Below are 22,759 nucleotides of genomic sequence, written 5' to 3' on the forward strand. Positions count from 1 at the left end.
TCCGACTCTATCAGATCTTTCCGATCCGATTTCCTCGGTGCTTTCCAGGTTCCCGCTTTCGCGTTTCCCTTTCCGGCGGCTCCGACTTTATCAGAGATTCTGAGTCGGGATTTCCGCCCTCCCGGGGCGGCTCCGAACCATGAAGTGGTCGGGTGCCCGTCCGAGCGGAGATGTAAACGTACTGGAGCGGGGCGCCCCGATGCAAATCGAGGCGCCCCGCTCCAGGTTGGCGCTGTCGGTGGTCCGACGGGCCGTCAGACCTCCACGACGACGGGCAGGATCATCGGCCGGCGCCGGTAGGTGTCCGAGACCCACTTGCCGAGGGTCCTGCGGATCAGTTGCTGGAGCTGGTGCGGCTCGACGACTCCGTCCTGGGCCGAGCGCTCCAGCGTTTCGGTGATCTTGGGGAGCACCGCGGCGAAGGCCGAGTCCTCGATGCCCGAGCCGCGGGCCTGGACGTGCGGCCCACCGGTGATCTTGCCGGTGGAGGAGTCCATCACCACGAAGACCGAGATGATGCCCTCGTCGCCGAGGATCTTGCGGTCCTTGAGGGCCGGCTCGCGGACGTCCCCGACCGAGAGGCCGTCGACGTAGACGTACCCCGCCTGCACCTTGCCGGAGATCTTCGCCTTGCCCTCGACGAGGTCGACGACCACGCCGTCCTCGGCGATGACGATGCGGTCGTGCGGGACGCCGGTGAGGGCGCCGAGTTCGGCGTTGGCGCGCAGGTGGCGCCATTCGCCGTGGACCGGCATCAGGTTCTTCGGGCGGCAGATGTTGTAGAAGTACAGCAGCTCGCCGGCCGAGGCGTGGCCCGAGACGTGGACCTTGGCGTTGCCCTTGTGGACGACGTTGGCGCCCCAGCGGGTCAGGCCGTTGATCACCCGGTACACCGCGTTCTCGTTGCCCGGGATGAGGGACGAGGCCAGGATCACCGTGTCGCCGTTGACGATGCGGATCTGGTGATCGCGGTTGGCCATGCGGGACAGGGCGGCCATCGGTTCGCCCTGGGAGCCCGTGCAGACCAGGACCACCTCGCTGTCGGGCAGGTCGTCGAGCGTCTTGACGTCGACCACCAGGCCCGGTGGGACCTTCAGGTAGCCGAGGTCTCTCGCGATGCCCATGTTGCGGACCATGGAGCGGCCGACGAAGGCGACCCGGCGGCCGTACTCGTGCGCGGCGTCCAGGATCTGCTGGATGCGGTGGACGTGGCTGGCGAAGCTCGCCACGATGATCCGCTTGCGGGCACTGGCGAAGACCTGGCGCAGGACGTTCGAGATGTCCCGCTCGGGCGGGACGAAGCCCGGCACCTCGGCGTTGGTCGAGTCGGCGAGGAGCAGGTCGATGCCCTCCTCGCTGAGCCGTGCGAACGCGTGCAGGTCCGTGAGGCGGCCGTCCAGCGGAAGCTGGTCCATCTTGAAGTCGCCGGTGTGGACGACCATGCCCGCGGGCGTGCGGATGGCGACGGCCAGCGCGTCCGGGATGGAGTGGTTGACCGCGACGAACTCGCAGTCGAAGGGGCCGACGCGTTCGCGGTGCCCCTCCGCCACCTCAAGGGTGTACGGGCGGATGCGGTGCTCCTGGAGCTTGGCCTCGATGAGCGCGAGGGTCAGCTTGGAGCCGATCAGCGGGATGTCCGGCTTCTCGCGGAGGAGGAAGGGGACGCCGCCGATGTGGTCCTCGTGGCCGTGGGTCAGGACGATGCCCTCGATGTCGTCGAGGCGGTCCCGGATGGACGAGAAGTCCGGCAGGATCAGGTCGATACCGGGCTGCTCCTCCTCGGGGAAGAGCACGCCGCAGTCGACGATCAGCAGACGGCCGCCGTATTCGAAGACCGTCATGTTGCGGCCGATTTCGCCGAGGCCGCCGAGGGGCGTGACCCGGAGGCCGCCCTTGGGGAGCGCCGGGGGGCGGCCCAGTTCAGGATGCGGATGACTCAAAAGACTCTCCTCACCACACGCGCCACGTACCGGTGGGCACGTGGCGCGCATGACGTTCGTGCAGAAGCAGTTGTCGTAGTGGGGTGCGGGCACCGGTGGCCCGCCTATTCAGTTGTGAAGTCCGTCCGGTCGTGCGGTGGTGCGAAGTCTGATGTCAGAGCTGTACCCCGCCGGCGGCAAGATCGATCTTGAGCTGTTCGGTTTCCTCGGGCGTGAGGCCGACCATGGGGGCGCGCAGCGGTCCGGCGGGCAGCCCCTGGAGGGCGAGCGCGGCCTTGGTGGTCATGACGCCCTGGGTGCGGAACATGCCGGTGAAGACGGGGAGCAGCTTCTGGTGGATCTCCAGTGCCTTCTGTACGTCACCCGCGACGTGCGCGTCCACCATGGCGCGCAGCTCGGGAGTGACGACGTGGCCGACGACGGAGACGAAGCCGACCGCGCCCACGGAGAGCAGCGGCAGGTTCAGCATGTCGTCGCCGGAGTACCAGGCGAGGCCGGAACGCGCGATGGCCCAGCTGGCCCGGCCGAGGTCGCCCTTGGCGTCCTTGTTGGCGACGATCCGCGGGTGCTCCGCGAGGCGGACCAGGGTCTCGGTGTTGATCGGGACGCCGCTGCGGCCGGGGATGTCGTAGAGCATGACCGGGAGCCGGCTGGCGTCGGCGATGGCCGTGAAGTGCTGGTACAGGCCCTCTTGCGGGGGCTTGTTGTAGTACGGCGTGACGAGGAGCAGGCCGTGGGCGCCGACGCGTTCGGCGGCGCGGGCCAGCTCGATGCTGTGCTGGGTGTTGTTGGTGCCGACTCCGGCGACGACGTGCGCCCGGTCGCCGACGGCTTCCAGGACGGCTCGTACGAGGTCCGCTTTCTCCGCGTCGCTGGTGGTGGGGGACTCGCCGGTGGTGCCGTTGACGATCAGGCCGTCGTTGCCTGCGTCCACCAGGTGGGTGGCGAGCCGCTGGGCGCCGTCGAGGTCGAGTGCGCCGTCCGCCGTGAAGGGCGTGACCATGGCGGTGAGGACCCGCCCGAAGGGGGTCTGCGGAGTGGAGGTCGGAGCCATGGGTTACACGCTACTCGTTGCTCAGGGCGGGGTCTGCCCTAGGGGGAGGCGGCAGGTCGGAACGGAAGTGGAGCCCGGCACTGCCTGCTCGGGGGTTCAGGCAGTGCCGGGTCCCTTTGATCAGGCTAGATGAACTTCTCCAAACGCCGCAATCCGGACACATCGCATGGTTGATGCGTACATCTGTGCCCGGCGGGGCCGGCCCTGAGGCCGGACTCGTTACGGAGCCACCCGGCCGTTGGCGTTGAAGGCGGCGTGGGTGAGCGGCATGAGGCGGGCCCACTCGGCCTCCATCCGCTCGCCGACCATCTCGATCTCCCGCTGCGGGAAGGAGGGCACCTTCGCCAGCTCGTGCTGGGTGCGCAGGCCCAGGAAGTGCATCAGCGAGCGGGCGTTGCAGGTCGCGTACATCGACGAGTACAGGCCGACGGGAAGCACCGCGCGGGCCACCTCGCGGGCGACGCCGGCGGCGAGCATCTTCTGGTACGTCGCGTAGGCCTGGCGGTAGGACTCCTCCATCGCGCCACCGACCAGCTCGTGCTGCTCGGGGGTGCCCTCGACGAAGACGTACTTGCCGGGGCGGCCCTGCTGCACCAGCTTGCGGGAGGCGTCCGGCACGTAGAAGACCGGCTGGAGCTCACGGTAGCGGCCCGACTCCTCGTTGTAGGACCAGCCGACGCGGTGCCGCATGAACTCCCGGAAGACGAAGATCGGGGCGCTGACGAAGAAGGTCATCGAGTTGTGCTCGAAGGGGCTGCCGTGCCGGTCCCGCATGAGGTAGTTGATCAGGCCCTTGGAGCGCTCCGGGTCCTTCTTCAGCTCGTCCAGGGACTGCTCCCCGGCGGTCGAGACCCGGGCGGCGAACAGCACGTCGGAGTCGGTCGCGGCGCTCTTGACCAGCTCGACGGTGATGTCACCGCGCAGGTCGATCTTGAAGTCGTCGGCGGGTGTGTCGGTCACGGTGTGGTGGGCCTTCCCATCTCGTCACTTGGCGGGGCCACTCTACGGCCGCCGGGCCGCGGCCCGCCGAATCGGGCGATCGGTGCCGTGCCGCGATGAAGTCGGCGAAACAGGGCACCCAAAGGGGCGTTCGTTCGTCTGTATGAGTAACAGCACTTCATTCCAGTCCCTGAAGGGAGACGCAGCCCCTATGATCCGCCGGCGTGAACCCGTGCCGTTCGCCTTCGTCGCAGAGGCAGACAGGTTCCGCAGCAATGTCACACCCCCGCCGCGTGAACGGGCGTCCTTCGGCCAGCTGGCCGGACGCTGGCTCCTCGGCGTCACCGTCGTCGCCGGTCTCGTGGGCTCCCTGGTGATCGGGATGCCCGCCCTGTCGGCCGACCAGCCCGCCTCGCACAAGCAGCCGTCGCAGGCGTCCGAGGGACGCTAGGGGGCGTCGGGCACGGTCCCCGACTCCGTCCGGACCCCCGAGGGTGGTGACCGGAGACACAGGTCGGTAGCCTCACCGGGCACAACACTTGCCTTGGAACGAGTGAGGACCAGCCGTGCCCCTGCCCTTCCTGACGGCCGACCGCGCCTTTGACACGGCCGACGACGTCGCGCTGCCGTACGACGACCGCGACCTCTGGCGCCGGCCCTACCGGCCGGGGCCGTGGCGCGTGGGGGCGGCGGCCGTGATGCTGCTGCTCGCCTCGTTCGTCCTGTTCGCGGCGGTCATCATCGCGGCGACGGGCGGGCCGTCCTCCGCCGCGGCGGTCTTCGTCATCGCGGTCGTCGTCATCCTCTGCGCCCTGCGGATGCTGCGCATGGGTGTGTGGGTGAGCGCCCACGGAGTGCGTCGGGTGGGCTTCCTCACCACGCGCACGGTGGCCTGGCAGCAGGTCGCCAGCCTGCGCACCGTGCAGCAGCCGGTGCGCTGGCTGGGACTGCCGCGCACGGTGCAGGGGCAGGCGCTGCTGCTGGTGCGGCAGGGCCGGTCGACGGAGCCCATGTCCCCGCTGCTGACCTCGCACAACTCCGACTTCCTCGCCCGTGAGGGCGCCTTCAACCGGGCGGCCGACGCGGTGGAGGCGTGGGCCGACGAGTACCGACGGGGCTGACGCACCCGACGGCCGAACGCCGGGGCCCGGACCGCAGCTGTGCGGTCCGGGCCCCGGCGTTCGGCGTGCGGTCCGCTCAGGCGGCCTCGACGTGCTTGCCGTCGTGCAGGGCGATCGCCCGTTGCATCGCCTTGCGGGCGCGCGGGGTGTCACGGGCGTCGTGGTAGGCGACGGCGAGGCGGAACCAGGTGCGCCAGTCGGCGGGGCTGTCCTCCGTCTCGGCCTTGCGCAGGGCGAAGACCGCGTCGGCCGACTCCCGGTCGACGCGGCCGCTGGGGGTGCGCTTCAGCTCGTCGACGGGCAGTCCGCCCTCGGCGTCGAGCTCGGCGGCGAGCTGGTTGGCCCGGCGGACGAACTGGGTGTTCTTCCAGAGGAACCACAGGCCGATCACCGGCAGGATCAGCACCGCGACGCCGAAGGTGACGGTGAGCAGGGTGCCGGCCTCGATGAGCAGCACGCCGCGGCTGCCGACCAGGAGGAAGTAGAAGACCAGGACGGCGGCCGTGACGAGGTAGGTGATCTTCGCGCGCATCAGGGTGGGGGTCTCAGTTCAGGTCCAGGAAGTGTTCCAGGCCGAAGGTGAGGCCCGGCGTCGTGACCACCCGGCGGGCGCCCAGCAGGATGCCCGGCATGAAGCTGCTGTGGTGCAGGGAGTCGTGCCGGACTGTGAGGGTCTCGCCCTCACCGCCGAGCAGTACCTCCTGGTGGGCGAGCAGGCCGCGCAGCCGGATCGCGTGCACCGGGACCCCGTCGACGTTCGCGCCGCGGGCGCCGTCCAGGGCGGTGGCAGTGGCGTCGGGCGCCGGTGCGGAGCCTGCCTTCTGCCGGGCCGCCGCGATCAGCTGGGCGGTGCGGGTGGCGGTGCCGCTGGGGGCGTCCACCTTGTTCGGGTGGTGCAGTTCGACGACCTCGACGGACTCGAAGTACGGGGCGGCGAGCTGCGCGAACTTCATGGTGAGCACGGCGCCGATGGAGAAGTTCGGCGCGATGAGCACGCCGGTTCCCGGGGCGGCGTCGAGCCACGAGTTCAGCTGGGCGAGACGCTCGTCGGTCCAGCCGGTGGTGCCGACGACGGCGTGGATGCCGTGGCGTACGCAGTAGTCGAGGTTGTCCATCACCGAGGCGGGGGTGGTCAGCTCGACGGCGACCTGGGCGCCGGACTCGGCCAGCGCCTCCAGGCTGTCGCCCCGGCCGAGGGCGGCGACCAGCTCCATGTCCTCGGCGGCCTCCACCGCCCGTACCGCCTCGGAGCCGATCCGGCCCTTGGCACCGAGGACGGCCACGCGCAGCTTGCTCATGTTGGGTTCGCTTCCTTACCGAGAGACCGGGAGTGTCAGGCGACGGCGTCGTGCAGTCGGGACGCCTGCTTGTCCTTGAGCGGGCCGATGACCGACAGGGACGGCCGTCGGCCCAGGACGTCGCGGGCGACGGCGCGGACGTCGTCCGGCGTGACCGAGGCTATCCGGGCCAGCATGTCGTCGACCGACATCTGCTCGCCCCAGCACAGCTCGCTCTTGCCGATACGGTTCATCAGCGCCCCCGTGTCCTCCAGGCCGAGGACCGTGGAGCCCTGGAGCTGGCCGACGGCGCGGCCGATCTCGTCGTCCGTGAGGCCGTGCTCGGCGACGTGGTCCAGCTCGTCGCGGCAGATCTTGAGCACGTCGTGCACCTGGGAGGGCCGGCAGCCCGCGTACACGCCGAAGAGACCGCAGTCGGCGAAGCCCGAGGTGTACGAGTACACGCTGTAGGCCAGCCCGCGCTTCTCCCGGACCTCCTGGAAGAGGCGGGAGGACATGCCGCCGCCGAGGGCGGTGTTGAGGACGCCCATGGCCCAGCGGCGCTCGTCGGTGCGGGCCAGGCCCGGCATGCCGAGGATGACGTGGGCCTGCTCGGTCTTGCGGCCGATCAGCTCGACGCGGCCGGCGGTGCGGATGGTGCGCCGGCCCTCGCGCGGGGCGAGCGGCTGGGCCGCCGGGTCCTTGAAGGCGCCAGCCTTCTCGAAGGCGGCGCGTACTTGGCGTACGACCTTGTTGTGGTCGACGTTGCCGGCCGCGGCGACCACCAGGTGGGTGGGGTCGTAGTGCTTCCGGTAGAAGCGGCGGATGCGGTCGGCGGTGAGGGCGTTGACCGTGTCGACGGTGCCGAGGACGGGGCGGCCCAGCGCGTTGTCGCCGAACATGGTGTGCGCGAACAGGTCGTGCACGCAGTCGCCCGGATCGTCCTCGGTCATCGCGATCTCTTCGAGGATGGCGCCGCGCTCGACGTCGACGTCCTCCTCCTGGATCAGCGAGCCGGTCAGCATGTCGCAGACCACGTCGATGGCGAGCGGCAGGTCGGTGTCGAGCACGCGCGCGTAGTAGCACGTGTACTCCTTCGCCGTGAACGCGTTCATCTCGCCGCCGACCGCGTCGATGGCGGAGGAGATGTCCAGGGCGCTGCGCTTGCGGGTGCCCTTGAAGAGCAGGTGCTCCAGGTAGTGGGTGGCGCCGTTCAGCGCGGGGGTCTCGTCGCGGGAGCCGACGTGGGCCCAGATGCCGAAGGTCGCCGAGCGGACCGAGGGGAGGGTCTCGGTGACGATGCGCAGGCCGCCGGGGAGGGTCGTCCTGCGGACCGTGCCGATGCCGTGCTCGCCCTTGATGAGGGTTTGGGTACGGGCGACGGCCCGCGCCTCCGAAGAGGTGCGGGCCGTCGCCTCGGCGCTACGGGACGTCACTGGTCGGCGTCGTCCTTCTTGTCCTCGGAGCCTTCCTCGCCCTCGATCACGGGGATCAGGGAGAGCTTGCCGCGGGAGTCGATCTCGGCGATCTCGACCTGGACCTTGGCGCCCACGCCGAGCACGTCCTCGACGTTCTCGACGCGCTTGCCGCCGGCGAGCTTGCGGATCTGCGAGATGTGCAGCAGACCGTCCTTGCCGGGCAGCAGGGAGACGAACGCGCCGAAGGTGGTCGTCTTGACGACCGTGCCCAGGTAGCGCTCGCCGACCTCGGGCATGGTCGGGTTGGCGATGCCGTTGATCGTGGCACGGGCGGCCTCGGCGGCCGGACCGTCGGCGGCACCGATGTAGATGGTGCCGTCGTCCTCGATCGTGATGTCGGCGCCCGTGTCCTCCTGGATCTGGTTGATCATCTTGCCCTTGGGGCCGATGACCTCACCGATCTTGTCGACGGGGATCTTCACGGTGATGATCCGCGGCGCGTTCGGGGACATCTCGTCCGGCGTGTCGATCGCTTCCATCATCACGTCGAGGATGTGGAGGCGGGCGTCACGGGCCTGCTTGAGGGCGGCGGCCAGGACGGAGGCCGGGATGCCGTCCAGCTTGGTGTCGAGCTGGAGGGCGGTCACGAACTCCTTGGTGCCGGCGACCTTGAAGTCCATGTCGCCGAAGGCGTCCTCCGCACCAAGGATGTCGGTGAGGGCGACGTAGTGCGTCTCGCCGTTGATCTCCTGGGAGATCAGGCCCATGGCGATACCGGCGACGGGGGCCTTCAGCGGCACACCGGCGTTCAGCAGCGACATGGTGGAGGCGCAGACCGAGCCCATGGACGTCGAGCCGTTGGAGCCGAGGGCCTCGGACACCTGGCGGATCGCGTAGGGGAACTCCTCGCGCGTCGGCAGCACCGGCACGATGGCGCGCTCGGCGAGTGCGCCGTGGCCGATCTCGCGGCGCTTCGGGGAGCCGACGCGGCCGGTCTCGCCGACGGAGTACGGCGGGAAGTTGTAGTTGTGCATGTAGCGCTTGCGGGTCACCGGGGAGAGGGTGTCCAGCTGCTGCTCCATGCGGAGCATGTTCAGGGTGGTGACGCCCAGGATCTGGGTCTCGCCACGCTCGAAGAGGGCGGAGCCGTGCACGCGCGGGATGGCCTCGACCTCGGCGGCCAGGGTGCGGATGTCGGTGACACCGCGGCCGTCGATGCGCTTCTTCTCCTTGATGACGCGCTCGCGGACCAGGGACTTGGTCAGCGCGCGGTACGCGGCGGAGATCTCCTTCTCGCGGCCCTCGAACTCCGGGAGGAGCTTCTCGGCGGCGAGCCCCTTGACGCGGTCCAGCTCGGCCTCGCGCTCCTGCTTGCCGGCGATGGTGAGCGCCTGCGTCAGCTCGGGCTTGACGGCACCCGTCAGCGCCTCGAGGACGTCGTCCTGGAAGTCCAGGAAGATCGGGAACTCACCGGTCGGCTTGGCGGCCTTGGCGGCGAGGTCGGCCTGGGCGCGGCACAGCACCTTGATGAAGGGCTTCGCGGCGTCCAGACCGGCGGCGACGACCTCTTCGGTGGGCGCCTCGGCGCCGCCCTCGACCAGCTTGATGGTCTTGTCGGTGGCCTCGGCCTCGACCATCATGATCGCGACGTCGCCGTCCTCCAGGACGCGGCCCGCGACGACCATGTCGAAGACGGCGTCCTCGAGCTCGGTGTGCGTCGGGAAGGCCACCCACTGGCCGCGGATCAGCGCGACGCGGACGCCGCCGATCGGGCCGGAGAAGGGCAGGCCGGCCAGCTGCGTGGACGCGGAGGCGGCGTTGATCGCCACGACGTCGTACAGGTGGTCGGGGTTGAGGGCCATGATCGTCGCGACGACCTGGATCTCGTTGCGCAGGCCCTTCTTGAAGGACGGGCGCAGCGGGCGGTCGATCAGGCGGCAGGTGAGGACGGCGTCCTCGGAGGGCCGGCCCTCACGGCGGAAGAAGCTGCCGGGGATCTTGCCGGCGGCGTACATCCGCTCCTCGACGTCCACCGTGAGCGGGAAGAAGTCGAGCTGGTCCTTCGGGTTCTTGGAGGCGCTGGTGGCCGACAGCACCATGGTGTCGTCGTCCAGGTACGCCACGGCGGAACCGGCGGCCTGACGGGCCAGGCGGCCCGTCTCGAAGCGGATGGTGCGGGTGCCGAACGCGCCGTTGTCGATCACGGCTTCGGCGTAGTGGGTCTCGTTCTCCACTAGTGATTTCTCCGATGCTTGTCGTCTTTTGTCCCGTCCGCCCGTGTGGCGGAGGGGACGGTGCCGGAGAAGCGTTCCGTGCAATGCGGGCCGGTCTTCGATCGAAGCACCCGGGGATCTGCCCCCGGGGGCCACTACCGAGGACCGGCGGCGGCGGTGAGGTCCGCTTCTCCTCGTACGTCTTGTTCTTCTGCTACCACACTACAAAGCGGCGGCGACAGCGCGCACGTACAGCAAAGGGAGCGGCCCCCTTACGATGGGAACCGCTCCCTTCACGGCGTGCTATCGGGCGCCCGCCGCACCGCGGCGGATGCCGAGGCGCTCGACCAGCGCACGGAAGCGCTGGATGTCCTTCTTGGCGAGGTACTGCAGCAGCCGGCGGCGCTGACCGACCAGGATGAGCAGACCACGACGGGAGTGGTGGTCGTGCTTGTGGGTCTTGAGGTGCTCGGTCAGGTCGGAGATCCGACGGGACAGCAGAGCGACCTGGACCTCGGGGGAGCCGGTGTCGCCCTCCTTGGTACCGAACTCGGTGATGATCTGCTTCTTCACTGCGGCGTCGAGCGACACGCGTACTCCTCTTGGTCTGTGACTGGCCACCGAGTGCCCCCGGTCTGCGTCTCGGGGGATCTTCCATGACTCGGAAGGCGGGGATCCGCTGGGCGCGACCTCCAGGGCTCACAGCTCCGGGGGCGCGTACACAAACGGCCGTCACACAGCCTACCAGCCCGTAGGGACACCTCCGCCCGTCCCCCGTACCGGTGCCTACATCGGTGAACCGCTGACCTGTGAGAACGGGGACAAGTATGGTGACCGCACAGTTCGTTGGCACAGCAGGAAGGACCCGAGCCGCGATGGCCGAGGCCGAGGACAGGGAACTCCGAGCACGCAAGGACCGGGAGCGGGACGAGCTCTACGCCCTCGACATCTCCGGCGTCGAGTGGCACAGCGCGCCGGGCACCGAGTCCCACGAGGAACGGGTCGAGATCGCCTACCTCCCGCAGGGTGCCGTCGCCATGCGGTCCTCGCTCGACCACGACACCGTGCTGCGGTACACGGAGGCGGAGTGGCGGGCGTTCGTGCTCGGTGCGCGGGACGGGGAATTCGACCTGGAACCGGCCGCGGAACGCTCCGGGGGCGACATCGAGTAGACGCCGAGCAGCGGCGGCGCTCCGGTCAGGACGTCCGCGGTGTGCCGCCGCCGATGCCGAGCACGAGGTAGCTCCACTGCTTGGTCTTGGCGTCGGCGGGGCCGTTCGCGGCCTTGACCCCGAAGAAGAGGCGCCCGTTCTGGACGACGATGTCGTTCTCGTCCGGCAAGGTCATCATCTGCGCCTCGCCCGGCAGCCCGAAGTAGAGGTACGGCACCTCCTCGTCCGTCCGCGGGTCCAGGGCGACCAGCGCGTTCGGTGTGATGTGGTCGTTGCTCAGGCGCAGGGCGAGCAGCCGGTCACCGCTCATGCGCACCGGGTAGAGCAGCGCGCCGGGGCCGGAGTCGAACTTCTTGGTGGTGTTCCCCGTGGCGAGGTCGAAGCCGATGATCCAGTTGGACGTCTGCTTCTCGAGCTGGTCCTTGCTGCGGATGAAGACCTGGTCCTTCCCCACGGCGATGGTCGGGCAGTCGTCGATCAGCAGGTAGTCGGAGAGGGCGCAGTCGGCGACGTAGGCGCCGTTGCGGAGACTGACGGTGGCGCGGTTGCGGCCCCGGTCGTCGAGCGAGATCAGCTCGGTGATCTCGGAGTCCCCGGCGGACACGGCGATGACGGCGGGGTCGGCGGAGGGGACGTCGAGCCCGCGGATGCCCTCGGCGGCGGTGTACGTCCACAGCGGCTTGCCGGTGACGGGGTCCAGCTTGCGCAGTTTGTAGGTGACGCCCTTCCAGGACTCGGCGGGGAGGTCGTCGCCGCCGGTCCAGCACTGCTCCCGGACGATCAGCCCGCGACCGCCGGCGGCGCCCATGTCCTGGCAGGGGGCGGCGGTCGCCGTGGTCCAGCGGGTGGTTCCCTTCTCCATGTCGTACCCGACGGTGCCGCCGCCCCAGGTGACGGCGACCGTTCCGTGCGCGAGGGTCACACTGGGCCGGTCCTTGGCGGGGTCCGCGCCCTCGCCGGACTCGGGGCCGGACTCGGAGACGGGGAACCGTCCCTCCCAGACCAGCTTGCCGTCGTCGAGGTCGACGAAGGCCACCTGGTTGCAGTACGCCTCCTCCGCCCAGTCGTTCGCCCGGAAGAGGACGGCGGTGCGGTGGTCGCCGGTGACGTGGCGCGTGTAGCCGCAGATCGGGCCGTCGAGCCCGAGCCGCCACTTCTCGTCGCCCGGCTCGGCGTCGGTGCCGATGCTCAGGCCGACGAGTGTCTTGTTGATGCCCTTGGCGAGGATGCGGTCCGTGGCCCACATTCCGGGCATCTCCACGTGCTCCCCGGGTTTCATGTCGTCCACGGAGAAGCGGAAGGCCATCTCGCCGTTGGTGCTCGCGGGCCGCTTCTCGACCGTCTCGCGGACGTCGAGCGGGCCTTGTCCGACCGCGGTTCCCGACGTGCCGGACGCCTTCGGGGCCGCGCTGTCGCGCCCCCACAGCAACCAGCCGCCGGCGCCCAACACCCCGGCGAGGACCACCGCGAGGAGCCCGAGCAGCGCCTTCCGGGGCCCCTTGCCGCCCGGGCCTCCGCCGTCTCCGGGGCCGTGCCTGCCCTCGTGCGGCTCCACGGGGGCCGCGGGGGCGGCTGGGCCCGGAGGGCCTGGGGGCATGGACGGGAGCGGGCCGAAGCTCACTCGGGGCCTCTTCCTGTTCCTCGGAATCCCTGTGCCTCTCAAGGGAATTCCTGCGACGGACGACGGAGATCGCCGCCAACTATGCCGGGCACACGATCACTCGAAGGGAGTGGGTGGCGGGGACGTCGTCGCCCACCGTGCGGGGACGGGGGCTGACGGGGCGGGGCTCGTGATGATTAGGCTGGTGTGGGGCGCGACACCAGAACCCGTGGAGGGGGCGTCGGCGTCTCAGGGGGAAAGCCGGTGGATCGGACGACCTCGAACGGCCTCGGACCATTTCGGATGACAAGCAAGGGTCGCCCCAGCACGGCATGAGGGTGCTCGACCACACCAGGAGGAACTGTGAGCAGCGATCGGGACGGGAACCGCGGGGGCTGGGCTACACCCGGCGATGACCAACCCGACGCGGAGTCCTCCGTCGAGACGACCGGCGAGTTCACCATCGACTACGCGCCGCCCGCCTGGTACACGCAGAACGCGTCCGGCGACGGTGGGGAGGGTGAGAGGGCGGATGCGTCCTCCGGCTCGTCCGGTACTCCCTCCTCTTCCGGCTCGTCCGGTGCTCCCTCTCCTTCCGGCCCGACCGCTCCGCCTGCTCCTCGGGGTCCGGTGCCGCCGTTGCCGGGGCTGACTCCGCCGCCGCACGCGACGCCCAACGGGCCGTCCTCTGTTCCGGCGCCCGCTCCGGGTGCGCCCTTCACGCCTCCGCCGCCGGCGCCTGCTCCGGGGGCCGTGTTCACACCGCCTCCCCCGCCGGGGCCGGGTGCGCCGTTCACGCCGCCCGCGCCGCCGAGCGCGGGGCCGACCGGAGTGCCGAAGTTGCCGGTGGGGAGCGGGTTCGAGCCGCAGTCGCAGCAACCGTCGGCGCCGCCGGAGCCCGAGCCGGAGCCGCGGGTTCAGACGCCGGAGCCGGAGGCGGTGACCGACCCGGCGCCCGCCGCGGATCTCGCCTCGCCCACGGCCCTGCCGGCGTTTCCGGCCGGAGGCTTCCAGCTCCAGGCTCCCGCACCGCCGGCCGCCGAGGAGCCCGAGGCAGAGCCCGAACCCGAACCCGACAGCGAGCCCGACACCTCCGATCTCGACAACGGCGACCTGGACAGCGGCGCGACCATGCGCTTCTCCGCAGTCGCCCTCAAGCGTGAGATCGCCGAACGGGCCGCCGCGGAGGACACCGCCGAGGAGTCCCCGGCGGCCGGTTCCGAGGAGGTCGGTGACGCGCCGGACGAGGCCGTGGCGGGCGCGGACGACACCGAGGCCGAGGCCGACTCCCGGAAGGACTTCGACGGGGGGCCGGTGCACGACGCCGAACCGGCGCCGGTCGCCCTGACCGCCGTACCCGATCCCGATCCCGAGGAGGAGGACGAGGACGAGGACGCAGACGAGCCCGCAGACGAGCCTCGGGACAGCGCCCCGAGCGTTCCGGCGGAGGACGAGCCCGAGGACGCGGTGCCCGCCGACGCCGCGCCGCCGGCCGACAGCGCGCCGCAGGACGCCGTCCCGCAGGACGCTCCACCGGCCCCCGCCCCGGACGGAATGCCGCCGATGCCTCCGTCGTACCCGCCGGCCGCGCCCTCGCCTGCCCACCAGTGGCCCGCACAGCCGCAGCCCGCCCCCGCGTCTCCCGAGCAGCCGGGTGTACCGGCCCAGCAGCCGCCGTTCCAGCCGCAGGCTCCGCAGCCGGCGCCCGCCGCGTGGAACCCGCCGCCCCCCGTCCCGCAGACCGGTTACGGCTTCCCGCAGGCGCCGCACGTGCCGTCGGCGCAGCAGCCGTACCCTGGTGTTCCGCAGCAGCCGCAGCAGCCGCAGGCCGAGGGCCAGGCTCCGCCCGCCCAGCCGGCTCAGCCGGTCCAGCCGGTTCAGGGCCCCCACGCACCGGCACCTCAGGCCCCCCAGGCGCCTCAGCCGATGCAGCAGCCGCAGTCCCCGCACCCTGCGCAGCAGCAGCCGGAGCACCAGCCCCTCCCGCCCCAGCAGCAGGCACCCCAGCAGCCACACCCGTACCCGCAGCCGCAGCCGCAGCCGCACCAGCAGCCCGCCGATCCCCGGCTCGGTGCCGCCTGGCCGCAGCCCATGCAGCACGATCAGCGCCAGCCCACCAACCCGGGGGCCGCGCCGCTCGGTTACACGGCGGCCGTGGAACTGTCGTCCGACCGGCTGCTCAACAACAAGCGGCAGAAGGCGAAGAGCAGCCGTCCGGCCGTCGGCGGTTCCCGGTTCAAGCTGGGCGGCAAGAAGGAAGAAGCCGAGCGGCAGCGGAAGTTGGACCTGATCCGCACCCCGGTGCTGTCCTGCTACCGCATCGCGGTGATCAGCCTCAAGGGCGGTGTCGGCAAGACGACCACCACCACCGCGCTCGGCTCCACGCTCGCCACCGAGCGGCAGGACAAGATCCTCGCGATCGACGCCAACCCGGACGCCGGTACGCTCGGCCGCCGGGTGCGCCGGGAGACCGGTGCCACCATCCGGGACCTCGTCCAGGCGATCCCGTACCTCAACTCGTACATGGACATCAGGCGGTTCACCTCGCAGGCCTCGTCCGGTCTGGAGATCATCGCCAACGACGTGGACCCGGCGGTGTCCACGACCTTCAACGACGAGGACTACCGGCGCGCGATCGACGTGCTCGGTCAGCAGTACCCGATCATCCTCACCGACTCGGGCACCGGTCTCCTCTACAGCGCCATGCGCGGCGTGCTCGACCTGGCCGACCAGCTCATCATCATCTCGACGCCGTCCGTGGACGGTGCGAGCAGTGCCAGTACGACCCTGGACTGGCTGTCGGCCCACGGGTACGCCGACCTCGTCTCCCGGTCGATCACGGTCATCTCCGGGGTCCGCGAGACCGGCAAGATGATCAAGGTCGACGACATCGTCGGACACTTCCAGACCCGGTGCCGGGGGGTCGTCGTGGTCCCGTTCGACGAACACCTGGCCGCCGGCGCCGAGGTCGACCTCGACATGATGCGGCCGAAGGTGCGGGAGGCGTACTTCAACCTCGCGGCGATGGTCGCCGAGGACTTCGTCCGCCACCAGCAGGCGCACGGCCTGTGGACGTCCGACGGCAACCCGCCGCCGGTCGCCGCCCCGCCCATGCCGGGCCGGCAGATGCCCGGGCAGCCGATGCCGCCGCAGCAGCAGCCCGGCCAGCCGATGCCGCCCCAGCAGCCTGCGCAGCCGATGCCGGGACAGCCGTATCCGCCGCAGCCCGGACCCGGCCAGCAGCAGCCGCATCCGCAGCCCGGTTACGGTCAGCCCTACGCCCAGCCCGGTTACGGATATCCGCAACCGGGACAGCAGGGGCAGCCGGGACAGCCGGGGCAGACGCCCCCTCCTCCCCCGCCTCAGCAGTAGCTCCACCCCCTCCGAAGGCCCGCGCCGTCCCCGACGGCGCGGGCCTTCGGGCGTGTGCGAACGACAACGTCCGCCCCAGCCGCCACGCTCTCACCAGGCAAGCGCCAGTGGTCTGCGCCAATGAGGGTGACGTATGGGTCAACTCGCCGTTTCCGCAGGCCACATGGGGTTTGACATACCGTTGACGCGCGCAGACTGCCGCTGGTAGACACACACTTCATTCCGCGTTCACCACCGTTCAAGCCCGCCTCACGCGAGGACGCCCGGCGTCTGCGCGTGCGATGACGCGAGGTCAGGTAGTCATGAACAGACACGATCAGCACGGCAGCGGACGTACCGCCCACCGGCCGTGGAGAACCCGTCTCCTCGCGGCAGCAGGCGCCGGCGCGCTGCTCCTCGCGTCGGGGGCGGTCGCCCCCTCGGTCTCGGCGAAGGAGGGCGACGGGGGCGACAAGGTGCTCACCGTCGCCGTGGCGCAGAGCGTCGACTCGCTCAGCCCGTTCCTGGCGGTGCGGCTGCTCAGCACCAGCATCCACCGGCTGACGTACGAGTACCTGACCAACTACGACGCCAAGGACAACCACGTCATACCCGGGCTCGCCACCGAGTGGAAGTCCTCGCCGGACAAGCTGACCTGGACGTACACGATCCGTTCCGACTCCAAGTGGTCGGACGGCGAGCAGGCCACCGCCGAGGACGCGGCGTGGACGTTCAACACGATGATGACCGATCCGGGCGCCGCCACCGCCAACGGCAGTTTCGTCGGCAACTTCGAGAAGGTCACCGCGCCCAGCCCGACCCAGCTGGTGATCCGGCTGAAGAAGCCGCAGGCCACGATGACCGCGCTGGACGTGCCGATCGTGCCCAAGCACGTCTGGGAGAAGATCGACGACTTCTCCAAGTTCAACAACGACAAGGACTTCCCGGTCGTCGGCAACGGGCCGTTCGTCCTCACCGACTACAAGCCGGACAGCTATGTGCGGCTGAAGGCCAACAAGGACTTCTGGCGCGGCGCCCCGAAGTTCGACGAGCTGGTCTTCCGGTACTACAAGGACCAGGATGCCGCGGTCGCCGCCCTGCGCAAGGGCGAGGTGTCGTTCGTCGCCGGGTCGCCGTCGCTGACCCCGGCCCAGGCCGACTCGCTCAAGGGTGAGGAGAACATCCGGGTCAACGACGCCCCCGGCCGCCGCTTCTACGCGCTCGCCACCAACCCGGGCGCGCGGGCGAAGGACGGTACGGAGTTCGGTGACGGCGACCCCTCGCTGCTGGACCAGCGGGTGCGCAACGCGCTGTTCATGGCGGTGGACCGCAAGGCGATCGTCGACAAGGTGTTCCAGGGCCACGCGGTCGAGGGGGCGGGCTACATCCCGCCGCGCTTCTCCTCGTACTTCTTCGAGCCGTCGGCCGGGCAGGAACTGGCCTACGACCCCGAGAAGGCCGCGCGGTTGCTCGACGAGGCTGGCTACCGGACGAACGCCGACGGCAAGCGCCTCGGCAAGGACGGCAAGCCGCTGACTTACCGCATCCTGTGCCACGCCACCGACCCGAACGACAAGGCGGTCGGCAAGTACGTCCAGGAGTGGTGGGGCAAGCTGGGCGTCTCGGTCACGCTCGACTGCCTGGACAACGTGACCGACCCGTGGCTGGCCGGCAAGTACGACCTCGCCTTCGACGGCTGGTCCGTCAACCCCGACCCGGACTTCGTGCTCTCCATCCACACCTGCGCGGCGCTCCCGGCGACGCCGAAGGACACCGGCGCCACCGACAACTTCATCTGCGACAAGAAGTACGACGACCTCTACGCGCGGCAGTTGGCCGAGTACGACACCGGCAAGCGGGCGGAGATCGTCAAGCAGCTGCAGTCCCGGCTGTACGACACCGGGTACATGAACGTCATGGCGTACCCGAACGCGGTCGAGGCGTACCGCACGGACCAGATCAAGTCGATCACCACGATGCCGTCCGCCGCGGGCAACATCTACGGGCAGGACGGCTACTGGAGCTGGTGGTCGGCGGTGCCCGCCGACTCCGGTGACACCTCGGGGGGTTCGTCGTCGACCGGCACCGTGATCGGGATCGCCGCGGGCGTCGTCGTCCTCGTCGGTCTCGGGGTGCTCTTCGCCGTCCGCCGACGGGCGTCGGCCGACGACCGTGAGTAGCGCGACCGACCCGGCGAGCGTCTCCGCGATCGGGAAGCGTCCGTCCGAGGCTACGCGGGGGCGCACCCGCAGCGGGTATCCGCGGTACGTGGCGGGGAAGCTTGGGGGCGCGGTGGTCTCCCTGTTCGCCGTCCTGGTCACGAGCTTCTTCCTGTTCCGGCTGATCCCCGGCGATCCGGTGAAGTTCATGACCGGTGGCCGCCCGGTCTCGGCCGAGCAGCTCGCGGTGTACAAGGAGGAGTTCGGGCTCGACCTGCCGATGTGGGAGCAGTTCACGGACTACTGCCTCAAGGCGCTCACCGGGGACCTGGGCACGTCGTACCAGTTCCACGCGCCCGTGGTGGACAAGATCACCGAGGCGCTGCCGAACACCCTGCTGCTCACCGGCACGGCCTTCGTGCTCTACACCGCGCTGGGTGCCTTCCTCGGCACCCGCTCGGCGTGGCGGCACGGGAGCCTCGGTGACCGGCTCAACACCGGTCTGGCGCTGACGCTGTACTCCATCCCGTCGTTCTGGCTGGGGCTGCTGCTCATCATCGTGCTGTCGGTGGGGGTGGACCCGATCCCGGGGCTGTTCCCCACCGGGGGCATGGAGTCGGGCCGGGAGGAGGGCTTCGCGCACGTGCTGGACGTGGCGCACCATCTCGTACTGCCGGTGGTGACGTTGGTCGCGGTGGAGTACGGGCAGACGCTGCTGGTCGCCCGGTCGGCGCTGCTGGACGAGATGGGCAGCGACTATCTGACGACCGCGCGGGCCAAGGGGCTCAGGGACGACCTCGTACGGCGTCGGCACGCCGTGCCCAACGCGCTGCTGCCGACGGTGACGCTGGTCTTCGTCAACCTGGGGCGGACCGTGGCGGGGGTCATCCTCGTCGAGACGGTGTTCTCCTGGCCGGGTCTGGGCGGACTGTTCTACCAGGCACTGAGCGTGCCCGATCTCCCGCTGGTGCAGGGGCTGTTCTTCGTCTTCGCCGCCGCGGTGATCCTGATGAACACCCTGGCCGACCTGTTGTATCCAATGCTCGATCCGAGGGTGGGCCGATGACCGCCGAGACCACCGAATCCGCGTCCGGGCCGCCGGTCAAGTCCGGCGCGCCGGGCCCGCGCGCGCTCGCCCGGCGGCGGCGCCGTGCCTCCGTCGCCCGCTTCTGGAGGGAGTACCGCAGGCACCGTGCGGGGGTGTTCGGGCTGGCGGCGCTGGTGCTGTTCGTGCTCGTGGCACTGACGGCGCCGCTGACCGTCGGGTCGGACGTGGACAGCGTGACCGACGCTCCCGGGCAGCCGCTGGAGAGCCCGAGCGGCCGGTTCCCGCTGGGCACCGACCAGTTCGGGCGGAACCTGCTGGGCCTGCTGATCTGGGGCTCGCGCGTCTCGCTGCTGGTCGGGCTGCTCGCGGCGGCGCTGTCGGTGCTGATCGGCGCGCTCATCGGGATCACGGCCGGGCACTTCCGCGGCTGGTACGCCACGGTGATGATGCGAATCACGGACTGGTTCCTGGTGATGCCGACGCTGGTGCTGGCGATCGTGCTGGCCACGGTGCTGTCCCGGTCGCTGGGCACGATCGTGCTCGCGATCGGCGTGACCACCTGGCCGACCACGGCCCGGCTGGTGCGGGCGCAGACGCTGGCGGTGGAGTCGCGGCCGTACATCGAGCGGGCGAAGGCGCTCGGGGGCGGGCACTGGCACATCATGTCCCGGCATGTGCTGCCCAACGTCATGCCGCTGATCCTGGCGCAGACGACGCTGATCATCTCCTCCGCGATCCTGGCCGAGGCGACCCTGGCCTTCCTCGGGCTCGGGGACCCGGCGGTCGTGTCCTGGGGCGGGCTGCTGCAGGACGCGCGCGAGGCGGGTTCGGTGAGTTCCGGTGACTGGTGGTACCTGGTGCCGCCCGGTGTCGGGATCGCGGTCGTCGCGCTGGCGTTCACGCTGTGCGGGCGTGCGGTGGAGGCCGTTCTCAATCCCAGGCTGGGGGTGTCCCGTTGAGTCTGCTCGAGGTCCGGGACCTGAAGGTGACGTATCCCGGCGGTGCGGCCGCCGTGCGCGGGGTCGACCTGACCCTTCAGGCGGGTGAGAAGCTCGGCGTCGCGGGCGAGTCCGGCTGCGGCAAGTCCACCCTGGCCCTGGCGCTGCTGCGGTTGCTGCCGCCGGGTGCCCGGGTCGGCGGGGAGGTGCTGCTGGACGGCGAGGACGTCCTCACGATGAAGTGGGGCCGGGTACGGGCGGTCCGCTGGGCCGGCGCGTCGATCGTCTTCCAGGGCGCGATGCACTCCCTGAACGCCGTCCACCGCGTCGGTGACCAGATCGCCGAGCCGATCGTGCTGCACCGCAGGGCCACGCCGGCCGGGGCGCGCAAGCGGGCCGGGGAGTTGCTGGAGCAGGTCGGTCTGCCGGCCGCCCGGGCGAGTGCCTACCCCCACGAGCTGTCCGGCGGGCAGCGGCAACGGGTGATGATCGCCATGGCGCTGGCGTGCGATCCGCGGCTCATCGTCGCCGACGAGCCGACCACGGCGCTCGACGTGATGATCCAGGCGCAGATCCTGCGGCTGATCGAAGGTCTGGTGGGCGAGCAGGACGTCGGCCTGATCATGATCAGCCACGATCTCGCGGTGCTGGCCGACACCTGCGACCGGCTCGCGGTGATGTACGCGGGCCGGGTGGTCGAGGAGGGCCCGGCCCGGCAGGTGTACGAGGACGCCCGGCATCCCTACGGCCGGGCGCTGGCGGAGGCGTTCCCCACGATCGGGGACCCGGCCTCGCGGTTCGCACCCCGCGGGCTGCCCGGCGACCCGCCCGACCCGGCGGCGGTGCCGTCCGGGTGCGCGTTCCATCCGCGCTGCCCGGTCGCGCTGGACCTCTGTGCCACCCAGGACCAGCCCCTGCGGGAGGCCGGCACGCACCGCCGGGCGGCATGCGTGCACGTGGGCCCGGACGACACGGGAACACCGGGCGACGACGACACGCCCACCGGGGAGGCGACACCTCCACGGAACGGGGCCGCCGATGCCCACGGGGCTGCCGCCGGGGGCGGGGAGCGCGCCGAGGGCGAGAGACCAGCCCGGCGCGGGAAACCCGCCGGGGCCCGCTCCCCCGGCAACAGCCTGACGCCCGGCAAGGACACCGAGCCCGCCCCCGAAACGGCCATCGCCGACAGGGGGACGGCCGCCGAGGGCGGAGGGCCCGCCGAGGGCAAGGAGCCCGCCGCGAACACGGCCGCCGCCCACAGCGCGGCGGCCGACGGGAGCGCGGCGGCCGACGGGAGCGCGGCGGCCGACGGGAGCGCGGCGGCCGACGGGAGCGGGGCGGTCGACGGGAGCGGGGAGCACACCGCGGACGCGGCGGTCGGCGGCAGCGGCACGGCCGGGCGCCGCCGGGCAGGCGGCGCGGGCGGGGTCGCGTCGGCGGAGGACGACGGAGTGAGGAGCAGTGCCCCATGACCAGCACCGCGTCCAGCGACGCACCCACCGGCACCCCCGACGACACCCACGGTCACACGCCCCCGTTGCTGAGTGTCCAGGGGCTGCACGTCACCTTTCCCGGCAGGCGCGGGGCGGCCGACGCGCGCGCCGTGGACGGGGTCGACCTCGACATCCGGCCGGGCGAGATCGTCGCGCTGGTCGGCGAGTCGGGCTGCGGCAAGACGACGCTGGCCCGTTCGCTGCTGGGCCTGGTCAGGCCGACCGGAGGCCGCGTCACCTTCGACGGCGCACCCCTCGCGTACTCCGCCCGGGCGCTCAAGGCGTACCGCAGAAGGGCCCAACTCGTCCTCCAGGACCCGAGCGGCTCGCTGAACCCGCGGCACACCGTGTACGACATCGTCGCCGAGGGCCTGCGCATCCACGGCCACGCCGGGGACGAACGGACGGCGGTCGCCGAGGCGCTCGCGCGTGCCGGGCTGCGGCCGCCGGAGCGGTTCTTCCTGCGCTATCCGCACGAGCTGTCCGGGGGCCAGCGCCAGCGGGTCGTCATCGCGGGCGCGCTGGTCCTGCAACCCGAACTGCTCGTCGCCGACGAACCGGTGGCCTCCCTCGACGCGTCGGTGCGCGGAGAGATCCTCGCGCTGCTGCTGCGGCTGCGCACCGAGCTGGGCCTGTCCGCGCTGGTGGTGACCCACGACCTGGGCCTGGCCTGGAACATCGCCGACCGGGTCGCGGTGATGTACCTCGGCCGGATCGTCGAGACCGGCCCGGTGGAGCAGGTGCTGACGGCACCCCGGCACCCCTACACCCAGGCCCTGCTGTCCGTGCTGCCCGAGGCACCCGGCGCCCCGGTCGTGCTCACCGGGGAGCCTCCGGACCCGTCGTACATCCCCGACGGGTGCCGCTTCCACGTCCGCTGCCCGGTCCTGGCGGGCGGCGAGGCCGAACGGGCCGGCGTCGCGGACGCCTGCCGGCACCGGGAGCTGGGGATCCTGCGCGGCGGCGACGAGTCCCAGGTCGCCTGCCACTGGGCGCGGGCGGAGCGGCCCGCGGCCCGACGACCGGACTGACGGGG

17 protein-coding genes and 1 pseudogene are annotated in these 22,759 nt (G+C 71.1%); 9 read left to right on the top strand and 9 right to left on the bottom strand.

The annotated features are described in order from the left end of the window. Positions 1–254: 254 nt before the first annotated feature. The 3 genes from ACZ6IM_RS28735 to thyX form a co-directional block, all read right to left on the bottom strand. A complete protein-coding gene (locus ACZ6IM_RS28735; RefSeq protein ID WP_052843327.1) occupies positions 255–1,940 on the bottom strand; it encodes a ribonuclease J in 1,686 nt (561 codons plus the stop codon). Positions 1,941–2,094: 154 nt separating this feature from the next. Continuing rightward, on the bottom strand, positions 2,095–2,994 hold the full coding sequence (gene dapA, locus ACZ6IM_RS28740; protein ID WP_052843325.1) for a 4-hydroxy-tetrahydrodipicolinate synthase: 900 nt from the start codon (positions 2,992–2,994) through the stop codon (positions 2,095–2,097). 219 nt (positions 2,995–3,213) lie between these two features. After that, positions 3,214–3,954, bottom strand: a complete 741-nt coding sequence (thyX, locus tag ACZ6IM_RS28745; protein ID WP_052843323.1) for an FAD-dependent thymidylate synthase — start codon at positions 3,952–3,954, stop codon at positions 3,214–3,216. A 190-nt stretch (positions 3,955–4,144) separates the two neighbouring features. Here thyX and ACZ6IM_RS28750 point away from each other — a divergent pair, with 190 nt between their 5' ends. Together ACZ6IM_RS28750 and ACZ6IM_RS28755 are read left to right on the top strand one after the other, a co-directional pair. Next, positions 4,145–4,384: a hypothetical protein gene (locus ACZ6IM_RS28750; RefSeq protein WP_052843322.1), complete on the top strand. Its 240-nt coding sequence runs from the start codon at positions 4,145–4,147 to the stop codon at positions 4,382–4,384. Positions 4,385–4,499: 115 nt separating this feature from the next. Then, positions 4,500–5,054, top strand: a complete 555-nt coding sequence (locus tag ACZ6IM_RS28755; protein ID WP_052843320.1) for a hypothetical protein — start codon at positions 4,500–4,502, stop codon at positions 5,052–5,054. Positions 5,055–5,130: 76 nt separating this feature from the next. Here the strand turns inward: ACZ6IM_RS28755 and ACZ6IM_RS28760 are convergent, their stop codons facing one another. The 5 genes from ACZ6IM_RS28760 to rpsO all read right to left on the bottom strand — a co-directional run bounded on the left by ACZ6IM_RS28760 (position 5,131) and on the right by rpsO (position 10,553). Continuing rightward, a complete protein-coding gene (locus tag ACZ6IM_RS28760) occupies positions 5,131–5,586 on the bottom strand; it encodes a tetratricopeptide repeat protein (RefSeq protein ID WP_052843318.1) in 456 nt (151 codons plus the stop codon). A 13-nt stretch (positions 5,587–5,599) separates the two neighbouring features. Beyond that, on the bottom strand, positions 5,600–6,352 hold the full coding sequence (gene dapB, locus ACZ6IM_RS28765) for a 4-hydroxy-tetrahydrodipicolinate reductase (protein ID WP_052843316.1): 753 nt from the start codon (positions 6,350–6,352) through the stop codon (positions 5,600–5,602). 35 nt (positions 6,353–6,387) lie between these two features. Next, positions 6,388–7,767, bottom strand: a complete 1,380-nt coding sequence (locus ACZ6IM_RS28770; RefSeq protein WP_052843314.1) for a M16 family metallopeptidase — start codon at positions 7,765–7,767, stop codon at positions 6,388–6,390. Then, a complete protein-coding gene (locus ACZ6IM_RS28775; RefSeq protein WP_052843312.1) occupies positions 7,764–9,983 on the bottom strand; it encodes a polyribonucleotide nucleotidyltransferase in 2,220 nt (739 codons plus the stop codon). The genes ACZ6IM_RS28770 and ACZ6IM_RS28775 overlap by 4 nt, the downstream gene beginning before the upstream one ends. A gap of 282 nt (positions 9,984–10,265) precedes the next feature. After that, positions 10,266–10,553 carry a 30S ribosomal protein S15 gene (gene rpsO, locus ACZ6IM_RS28780; RefSeq protein WP_003973291.1) on the bottom strand — a complete coding sequence of 96 codons (288 nt, stop codon included), beginning with the start codon at positions 10,551–10,553 and terminating at the stop codon, positions 10,266–10,268. Positions 10,554–10,837: 284 nt separating this feature from the next. Here rpsO and ACZ6IM_RS28785 point away from each other — a divergent pair, with 284 nt between their 5' ends. Then, entirely contained in the window at positions 10,838–11,134 is a 297-nt protein-coding gene (locus ACZ6IM_RS28785; protein WP_052843310.1) for a DUF397 domain-containing protein, read from the top strand. Positions 11,135–11,159: 25 nt separating this feature from the next. Here ACZ6IM_RS28785 and ACZ6IM_RS28790 read toward each other — a convergent pair whose 3' ends face one another. Beyond that, positions 11,160–12,731 carry an outer membrane protein assembly factor BamB family protein gene (locus ACZ6IM_RS28790; protein WP_469560348.1) on the bottom strand — a complete coding sequence of 524 codons (1,572 nt, stop codon included), beginning with the start codon at positions 12,729–12,731 and terminating at the stop codon, positions 11,160–11,162. Between the two features lie 366 nt (positions 12,732–13,097). Between ACZ6IM_RS28790 and ACZ6IM_RS28795 the strand changes: the two genes are divergently transcribed. The 6 genes and pseudogenes from ACZ6IM_RS28795 (at position 13,098) to ACZ6IM_RS28820 (ending at position 22,754) form a co-directional block, all read left to right on the top strand. Next, on the top strand, positions 13,098–16,106 hold the full coding sequence (locus tag ACZ6IM_RS28795; RefSeq protein ID WP_052843305.1) for an SCO5717 family growth-regulating ATPase: 3,009 nt from the start codon (positions 13,098–13,100) through the stop codon (positions 16,104–16,106). 302 nt (positions 16,107–16,408) lie between these two features. Further along, positions 16,409–18,265, top strand: coding sequence for an ABC transporter substrate-binding protein (locus ACZ6IM_RS28800; RefSeq protein WP_469560351.1), 1,857 nt, complete (start codon positions 16,409–16,411; stop codon positions 18,263–18,265). Between the two features lie 28 nt (positions 18,266–18,293). Beyond that, positions 18,294–19,310, top strand: a complete 1,017-nt coding sequence (locus ACZ6IM_RS28805; RefSeq protein WP_052843329.1) for an ABC transporter permease — start codon at positions 18,294–18,296, stop codon at positions 19,308–19,310. Next, positions 19,307–20,251: an ABC transporter permease gene (locus ACZ6IM_RS28810; protein WP_052843300.1), complete on the top strand. Its 945-nt coding sequence runs from the start codon at positions 19,307–19,309 to the stop codon at positions 20,249–20,251. Before ACZ6IM_RS28805 ends, ACZ6IM_RS28810 begins: the two co-directional genes overlap by 4 nt. Next, positions 20,248–21,193: pseudogene (locus ACZ6IM_RS28815) on the top strand (ABC transporter ATP-binding protein); the annotation flags it as partial. The gene ACZ6IM_RS28810 and the pseudogene ACZ6IM_RS28815, both read left to right, overlap by 4 nt. A gap of 505 nt (positions 21,194–21,698) precedes the next feature. Continuing rightward, a complete protein-coding gene (locus ACZ6IM_RS28820; protein ID WP_469560355.1) occupies positions 21,699–22,754 on the top strand; it encodes an ABC transporter ATP-binding protein in 1,056 nt (351 codons plus the stop codon). Positions 22,755–22,759: the final 5 nt, after the last annotated feature.

The organism is Streptomyces sp. NPDC042336, assembly GCF_055581985.1.